Raw genomic sequence first — 7681 nt, 5'->3', positions numbered from 1 at the left:
GGCAGAGGAAGAGACAAAAATCTCGCCGTAAAGCGGATGGGGAAACCCCACCCGCCTGCGCGGTGGGGTAGTTCATAATAGCCCATGGTGCTCATCAAGCCAAGTGGATGGAGCCAACTTCGAAAATGTCTCTAACTGCCGTCTCGTCAGCCCAGGGGGATCCTCGCATCGCCGAGATCGCCCAGCGGGGGGTAGCCGAGATCTTCCCAGGGGGGGCGGCAGCTCTGGTGGAGCGCCTGGCCACAACGGATCGCCCTTTGCGGGTGAAGCTAGGCATCGATCCCACGCGGCCAGATCTACACCTGGGCCACGCGGTGGTTTTGCGCAAGCTGCGCCAATTCCAGGATGCCGGCCATGTGGCCATTTTGCTCATCGGGGATTTTACGGCGCTGGTGGGGGATCCCACTGGCCAGTCGGAGGCCCGCCCCCGCCTGACACCGGCAGAAGTGGAGGAAAACGCCCGCACCTATCTGGAGCAGGCTGCCAAGATCTTGGACTTTGCGACCCCTGGCCGGCTGGAGGTGCGCCGCAACAGCGAGTGGCTGGCCCGCCTCACCCTGAGCGAGCTAATCGAGCTGCAGGCCCAGATGACGGTGGGGCAGATGTTGGCCAAAGAAGACTTTGCCCAGCGCTACCAAGCTGGAACACCGGTGTACTTGCACGAATTTCTTTACCCCCTCCTGCAGGGTTACGACTCGGTGGCCCTCGAAGCTGACGTGGAGCTGGGGGGAACTGACCAGCGCTTTAACCTCCTGGTTGGCCGGGAGCTGCAGCTTTGGAAGGGCCAAACGCCGCAGCTTTGCCTGACAGTGCCGCTTTTGGAGGGCTTGGATGGCTACCAGAAAATGTCCAAGTCCAAAAACAACTACGTGGGCCTGACCGAGGATCCCCTCACCATGTACTCCAAGCTGGAGAAGGTGCCGGATCACCTGGTGGAGCGGTATTTTGAGTTGCTCACGGCGGTGCCCCCCTCAGAGCTGCCGGCGGATCCCCGTCAGCGCCAGATTCTCCTAGCCAAAACTCTGGTGGCCCAATTTCACTCCCCTGAGGCGGCGGAAGAGGCGCAGCGCACCGCCCAAGCGCTGGTGTTGCAAGGCAATCTTGTCGAGGCAGGATCCATCCCCACCTTTGCCCTCGAGGGATTGTCCTATCCGGTGAAGCTCAGCTACCTCCTGCGCGAGTCCGGCCTGTGCAAGAGCGCCGCCGAGGCCCGTCGGCAAATCCAAGGAGGCGCCGTGCGGCTGGACGGGCAAAAAGTGGAGGATCCCGACTTGGAGTTTGCCAACGCTTCTGACCTGGTCGGGCGGGTTCTCCAGGTGGGCAAGAAGGCCTTCCGCCGCCTGGTGGTGGGCCCAGAGTAGTCAGCTTCCAACCCCTCTCCCTTGATGGGACCGGGAAGGGGGGATCAACCATTAACGGGTGGGGGTGGGCTTGAAGCCGAGCCCCCCTTTTTTCTGCTTGGTCTTGGCTGGGGGATTGGACAGCGGTGAAGCCAACAAGGTTTGCGGGAAAACGGGCTCCGCCTTGGGCCGGATCGATCTCGCCTCCGCCACAGCTTCAGCGAGCTTCTGCCGCACCAGCTCTTGGGTCTCCAAGATATTGGGATCCGCCGCCCATTCCGGGGCTTCCCTGACCGGATCGTCTTCGGAAGTAAATTCCAAGTCGTAAACCGCGTTGCGGTAATCGGGGCTGAAGCACTCCCAGGCGCGCAAACTGTAGAAGTAGGGGAATAACCGCACTATGCGCTCGATATCTAGGTGGGCTGCAAAGCAACAAAAAGCCTCTTCTTCAGAGACCGGAAACGGCGCGTAGTGCTCGGAAACAAACCACTGCAAAAACTTGCGCGCCTCCAGAACAACCTGCTCTGGGGCCATGGATCCCAGCACCGCTACGTTGAAGCAGTTGACCAAAAGGTGCTCCAGGAGCACGGCGTTGTACTCGGCAAAGCAGGTTTGCTCGCGGCTTTCTACCGGCTGCCAGGGCATGTTGCCGTTGGCGGCGATAAACAGATGCACCAAGTCATGCGAGGGATTGGTTTGAATGGCGCCGTGCCCCTCCAGCTTGGCCCCGTCACAACTAAAGATTTGGTACTGCGGGCTCCAGTAGAACTTCAGTTGCTTGGCCGCCATGTCCGACCGTCCTCCTCACCCAGAGGGATCCCTCTAGAGCTTACACCCGCAGGCGGGCTACAGGCACCTCTGCAGGGACAATCGCCGTCGCCCCTGCCCTGCCCCAAATGGAGACAGAGAAGGTTTCCTAGCCAAGGTTAAAGGAGAGCAATTAGCTTGCAGAAACGTCGTCGATAGAAGCAATCGACCCGAAAACAAGCTTATAGTGTACTTTCTTATACACTTGGGTTCTTTTCTCCGCGATGCTCCTGGGTTTTTCTCATGGTAGGTTTACGCTGCTGTCCTCAAGCTTGTCTGTGTTATCGGCTATATTCTTCAGGTTTCAACAATGCAGCTTAGCAGACCCCAAAACCGAGAAACTGGCTGGGCAATTGTCTTGATCCTGCTGGGGATCTCCATAACCGGCTGTGGCTCTTCCAGTAGCACAGGGATCGACCCTGCTTCTTTGGGATCCCAAACGCGCTTGACCTTCAACGGGGCTCTGACGCGCAGTTTCAGCACCACCCAGGGGGAGATGGAGTTCAACATTGCCCTCTTGCAAGCAGGGGATCCGCCTCAGCCGGTCACCCAGCTTTCTCCTGCCCAGGTCAGCTTGCAAGTTAACCGCATAACCGATCTGCAAGGGATCCCGCAGTCAGCCACAGTAACTCTAAGCCCCACCCGCATCGAGAACCCTCGAGCTGAGCTGGCCCGTCAGCCTTTGCTCATGGCCATCCTCATGGACGGCTCCGGCAGCCTGTTGGTTTTGGATCCCCAGTCCCGTCGCTTCTTAGCTGTTTTTGGGCTTTTGGATCAATTTCGCACCACACCCTTGGATCTGGGGGCAGTGCTCCGTTTTGATAACCGAGGGGTCGGTTTTGGCGCTACGGCTCTCGGCCAGCCTTTACGCACGGCCCAACTGCTGCAAGACTTCACCAGCGATAAGCAACTGCTTAGGCGAGGGGTATTGCGGGCAAATCCCGGTGGGAACACCGCCTTGTATGACGCCACGGTGGAAGCCGGGCGTTTCTTAAGTGACTTTCGCCCCAATGAGACCTTCAACCGCCGCCTGGTGGTGTTTACCGACGGCATCGACAACGAGAGCACCCGCTCCATTGACCAGACCATTCGGGAGCTCACAACTCTGGCCCAAGAGCGGGGGCAGAAGCTGACCGTGTATGTAGTTGGGCTGGGCGTTGACTTAAACCTGCTGGAGCTCCAGCGACTGGCGGCGGCCACAGAAGGCACGTTTGTGCTGGCGCGGTTTGCCGAAGTTCTGGAAGCTCCCTTTGCCAATCTATTCCCTGCTGCTATTGGAGAGCACCGCCTGCAGGTGCGGGTACAAAGCAATGTTCCCCTACCTGCTGGCTCTTATCTTCTCAGCGGCGAACTGCGGGTCGAAAGAGAGGGAAGCCGTTTTGTGACATCCTTTAGCGACGCCGTTCTCACGGTGGGATCCCGCTAGAGCCCTTCTGCAAACCGACAGCATCCGCAATTGAGAGCGAGGCATAGGTACATGTTTCGACGACTGGGCACATCCAGCAGATTTTGGCGACCGGCTGCGCTTGTCCTGGCTGCTGTGGTTACAGGCTCCCTCACTGTTTTGCTGAAAAGTTGCAGTAGTGGCGGCTCTGGCAATCCTGCTGGGGTGGAGTTGCCGACAAGGGATCCCGCTGCCGGCTCCGCGGCTGCCATCCTGGGGCTGGTCGTTGATCCCTTTGCTCAGCTTTGTGGCCCGGGATCCATGGCTGCTCTTTGTACAGGCGGGCCAGTCTTTTCGGCAGGCAACTCAGTTCAGCTAGTCGGCTTGAGCTCACGGGGAGAGATTTTGTTTCCCCCCTTGGCCACTGCCACCCTGGATAGCAACTTGCGCTTTACGATTCCCTTTTCCGGCTCGATCACGCAGCCGCCGGGGAAATTGGTTTCGGTGCAATCGAACCTCGTTGGGCAGGGACGGCAGGCCAGCCAGCCTACACCGCTGCGGGGATTTGTTTTCAGTGCAGCCGTCGATGTCTCTCCTTGGAGCGAGGCTCTCTATCGCATCTTGCTGCGGGAACGGGAGCGGGTACCCTTCTCGAACTTAGCCCCCCCTGAGGTTAGGGATTTGGAGAACATTTTGTTTGTTAGCATTCCTCTTTCCAAAACTGTCCGCAACCTAGAGGAAGTTATTGCCGATATCATTCAGCAAGCGGATCGGCTGAGTTTTAATGGGCTGCGTTTTGTAGAGGATCTGATTCGAGTTTGCTATGCCCTGGAAGGCAATCAATCCGATCAACCCTGTCGGCTGCGGATCCCGGTGCCGACTCCGCCTCCAGTGCCCATTGAACCGCCGGCAACTCGGCCACCAGCTTCTCCTCTTGCTCCCGGAACTCCTTTGCCGGCAGCAACACTTTCTCCTGAGGCTCCTGCCCTACCCATCGTCATCACCAATAGAGCTTCAGTCCGTCTATCATCTGGAACTTTAGTATTCAGTAATCCAGTTACGGTGAGAGTAGACAATTTGTAGCCGCTTCGCTTGGAATTGAGTCCTGTTTCTTTCTTTTTTGAAGACATTCCCTGAAAAAGCGAGGAGTGTTAGATGTTGACCTCAAGACCGTCTCCGCCCAACTCTAAGCAACCCGCCGAGCTACTGCAGATTCTCAGCCGTACTTTGGGATCCGTTTCCACAGCTTTGCTCATTTTGCTTTTGAGAGTGGAGAATGCCGACTCCGCTACATCAGGGAATATACTTCTGCAACACTCTGCTCAAGATGGGCTGGTCTTTATCGACCAAGCTTTGCCCGATCTGTCGATCTTGCTAGCAGGGATCCGACCTGGAACAGAGATTATTCCTTTGGATCCTAACAAAGACGGGATCCAGCAGATCGCCGAGGCGCTGCGAGGTCGAAAAGGGGTTAGAGCTTGGCACGTTCTATCTCACGGGCAGGCGGGCTCAATACAGTTGGGCAAAAGCCTTCTCAGCCTAGAAAACCTATCCGAATATGCAAGCTTGCTCTCGCAGTGGAAATCTAGCCTGGCTGATGATGCAGAGATCTTGATCTATGGCTGCGAAGTGGCATCCGGCTTAGAGGGAGAGCTTCTCATTCTCCAGAGACAAGCGGTGCCGCCAGCCTGCAGCAGCATCACCAACTCCAACGGAGTGGCGGTGGTCGACGTGGGGGGATCTGGCACTGCCGGGGCCATTCGCTTTGAAGCCGTCGTTCCCAGGTGAGTGGGTATGTGGGCGAAAGACTTATTAGATACCCTTACAGATATCTTCGCTGCCCAGAAACCCGCTGAAGAGACCGCTGTGCGCTCCTACACTTCTGGCATTGTCGTCCCCTTTTTGGTCGGTGTAGCTGTTGCAGGTCTAGGATTGCCTGCCCAAGCCGCAACAATTAATGTTACAAACCCAGCCGATGTCATATCTGATGACGGCCAATGCTCTTTGCGGGAAGCGGTCATTGCAGCCAACACCGATTCTGCATTATTTAGTACAGCTGGCGAATGCATCGCAGGCTCAGGGGCAGACACCATTGTGCTGCAAACATATTATTATATCTTGTCGCTGGACGACGATGGAGGTGGGCACCAAACAGACAGTGGAGCCGACAACGACGATTTGGACATCACGAGCACCATCACCCTTCAAGGAAATGGTGCAGGCATTCAGCGCGACACTTCGGTGACATGTAAGCCGGATAACACTGCAGCCAAAGGAGAATTCCGCCTCTTCCATGTCCAGAGTACAGGCGATCTCCAGATGAAAGACGTGGGACTCTACCAAGGTTGTGCAGATGGGTCAGGGTTTCCACATACGGCGGGTGGTGGAGTTTTCGTCGATGCTGGCGGACAGTTTGAAATTGAAAAAACTCAGATCTCCAACAACAAGGCAACTTCTCTTGGTGGCGGCGTCTACAGCTTGAGCACGGTAACCGTTACAGATTCTGAAATTTCCTCCAATGTCGCTGGCCAAGATGGGGGTGGCCTTTACAACGACAGCGGCGGCAAGGTAACCATTGTCACTACTGGGATATCCAGCAATATCGTTGTCCAAGATGGAGGCGGTATTTATAACAAGGGCACCCTCACCATCAGCAACACGGGGATCTCCAGCAATGGCGCCAGCCAAAAGGGAGGCGGCCTTTACAACGACAGCGGCGGCAAGGTAACCATCACCAGCGTTGGAATCTCCACCAATGGCGCTGGCCAAGAGGGGGGTGGTATTTACAACAAAGGCACCCTCACCATTAGCAACGCGGGGATCTCCAACAATGGCGCGGGCAAAAATGGGGGCGGCCTTTACAACGACAGTGGCGGCCAAGTAAATATTCCCAGTGGGGGGATCTCACAGAATGGCGTCAGCCAAGATGGTGCTGGTATTTACAACAAAGGCACCCTCACCATTAGCAACGCGGGGATCTCCAACAATGGCGCCGGTCAAAATGGAGGCGGCCTTTACAACGATAGCGGCGGCCAAGCAAATATTACCAACAGCGTAATCTCCGGAAATAATGTTGGCCAAGATGGGGGTGGCGTTTACAGCTTGGGTGTCCTTACCCTCAGCAGTATAACGATCTCTAACAATGGCGCCAGCCAAAAGGGAGGCGGCCTTTACAATGACAGCGGCGGCCAAGCAACCATTACCAGTGCGGGGATCTCTAGCAATGGCGTCAGCCAAGAGGGGGGTGGCCTTTACAACAAAGGCACCCTCACCATCAGCAACGCGGGGATCTCCAACAACGGCGCCGGTCAAAATGGGGGCGGCCTTTACAACGACAGCGGCGGCCAAGCAACCATCACCAGTGCCGGAATCTTCACCAATGGCGTTGGTCAAGATGGGGGTGGTCTTTACAACAAAGGCACCCTCACCATCGATGTCACAGGGATCTCCAGCAATAACGCTGGTCAAAATGGGGGCGGCCTTTACAACGACAGCGGCGGTACAGCCACCATCACCGCAACTGAGATCTCGTTCAACAATACTCCCTGGGCAGGCGGCGGCCTTTACGTCTCCAGCAGCAGCACAGTTAGCCTCACCAACAGCACACTCTCAGGCAACAGTGCTGGACAAAAGGGGGGCGGGATCCATAACCTCGGCACCGTTAACCTGAGTTTTGTGACGGTTGCCTCGAACTCAGCTTCCTCTGGTGGCGGTATTTTCAACAACGCCACAGCCAATATCAGGCACTCAATCGCAGCGATAAGTACAAGTGGGAACAACTGTTCTGGCTCCCTCACAGCTAGCGGGGTGAACTTTGCCACAGATACAAGCTGCGGCTCAGGATTTACGTCGGTAACGCCAGCAGTATTGAACCTGGGGCCGCTAACCAATAATGGTGGATCGACTCAAACTCACGCGCTCCAAGTGCCCAGTGCAGCAATCGATGCCGTTCCATCAGGGCAGTGTACTGACCTAAATGGCAACCCTGTGAACCAAGATCAGCGAGGTTCGGGCTTCCCTCGGCCTGCTGGGGCCGCCTGTGACTGGAGCTTATACACATCTCCGAGGCCGCGAGACAAGGCATGATCTCTTATGGCGGCTGCGTGGTTACAAAAAACAGTTCGGGGGGGGGGGGGGGGGCGGGGGGGGG

At 56.8% G+C, this 7681-nt stretch carries 7 protein-coding genes; 6 read left to right on the top strand and 1 reads right to left on the bottom strand.

Annotation, left to right across the window (positions count from 1 at the left end; all coding sequences use genetic code 11):
- Positions 1-125: 125 nt before the first annotated feature.
- On the top strand, positions 126-1361 hold the full coding sequence (tyrS, locus tag NW845_RS11760; protein ID WP_414378673.1) for a tyrosine--tRNA ligase: 1236 nt from the start codon (positions 126-128) through the stop codon (positions 1359-1361).
- Positions 1362-1412: 51 nt separating this feature from the next.
- Here the strand turns inward: tyrS and NW845_RS11755 are convergent, their stop codons facing one another.
- The gene (locus NW845_RS11755; protein ID WP_414378672.1) at positions 1413-2129 is read right to left on the bottom strand and encodes a hypothetical protein; all 717 of its coding nucleotides are present in this window, start codon (positions 2127-2129) and stop codon (positions 1413-1415) included.
- 328 nt (positions 2130-2457) lie between these two features.
- On the opposite strand from NW845_RS11755, the gene NW845_RS11750 reads away from it, so the two are divergent.
- From NW845_RS11750 to NW845_RS11730, 5 genes are all read left to right on the top strand, one after another.
- Positions 2458-3573 (top strand): vWA domain-containing protein, encoded by a 1116-nt coding sequence (locus tag NW845_RS11750; protein WP_414378671.1) that lies wholly within the window; start codon positions 2458-2460, stop codon positions 3571-3573.
- Positions 3574-3730: 157 nt separating this feature from the next.
- Positions 3731-3910 carry a hypothetical protein gene (locus tag NW845_RS11745; protein ID WP_414378670.1) on the top strand — a complete coding sequence of 60 codons (180 nt, stop codon included), beginning with the start codon at positions 3731-3733 and terminating at the stop codon, positions 3908-3910.
- Between the two features lie 26 nt (positions 3911-3936).
- Complete coding sequence (locus tag NW845_RS11740) at positions 3937-4614, top strand: hypothetical protein (protein WP_414378669.1); 678 nt, start codon at positions 3937-3939, stop codon at positions 4612-4614.
- A gap of 72 nt (positions 4615-4686) precedes the next feature.
- Positions 4687-5319, top strand: a complete 633-nt coding sequence (locus NW845_RS11735) for a DUF4347 domain-containing protein (RefSeq protein WP_414378668.1) — start codon at positions 4687-4689, stop codon at positions 5317-5319.
- A 6-nt stretch (positions 5320-5325) separates the two neighbouring features.
- A complete protein-coding gene (locus tag NW845_RS11730; protein WP_414378667.1) occupies positions 5326-7617 on the top strand; it encodes a choice-of-anchor Q domain-containing protein in 2292 nt (763 codons plus the stop codon).
- Positions 7618-7681: the final 64 nt, after the last annotated feature.

Source organism: Synechococcus sp. H60.2 (genome assembly GCF_047462315.1).
Taxonomy (GTDB): Bacteria; Cyanobacteriota; Cyanobacteriia; order Thermostichales; family Thermostichaceae; genus Thermostichus.
Note: the sequence above shows the minus strand (reverse complement) of the source record. Positions and strands in the feature narration are given on the sequence as shown.

Excerpts from the sequence above, each read along its gene's own strand:
- tyrS (WP_414378673.1), top strand. The coding sequence starts at position 126 with ATGTCTCTAACTGCCGTCTCGTCAGCCCAGGGGGATCCTCGCATCGCC.
- NW845_RS11750 (WP_414378671.1), top strand. The coding sequence starts at position 2,458 with ATGCAGCTTAGCAGACCCCAAAACCGAGAAACTGGCTGGGCAATTGTC.
- NW845_RS11730 (WP_414378667.1), top strand. The coding sequence starts at position 5,326 with ATGTGGGCGAAAGACTTATTAGATACCCTTACAGATATCTTCGCTGCC.
- NW845_RS11735 (WP_414378668.1), top strand. The coding sequence starts at position 4,687 with ATGTTGACCTCAAGACCGTCTCCGCCCAACTCTAAGCAACCCGCCGAG.
- NW845_RS11755 (WP_414378672.1), bottom strand. The coding sequence starts at position 2,129 with ATGGCGGCCAAGCAACTGAAGTTCTACTGGAGCCCGCAGTACCAAATC.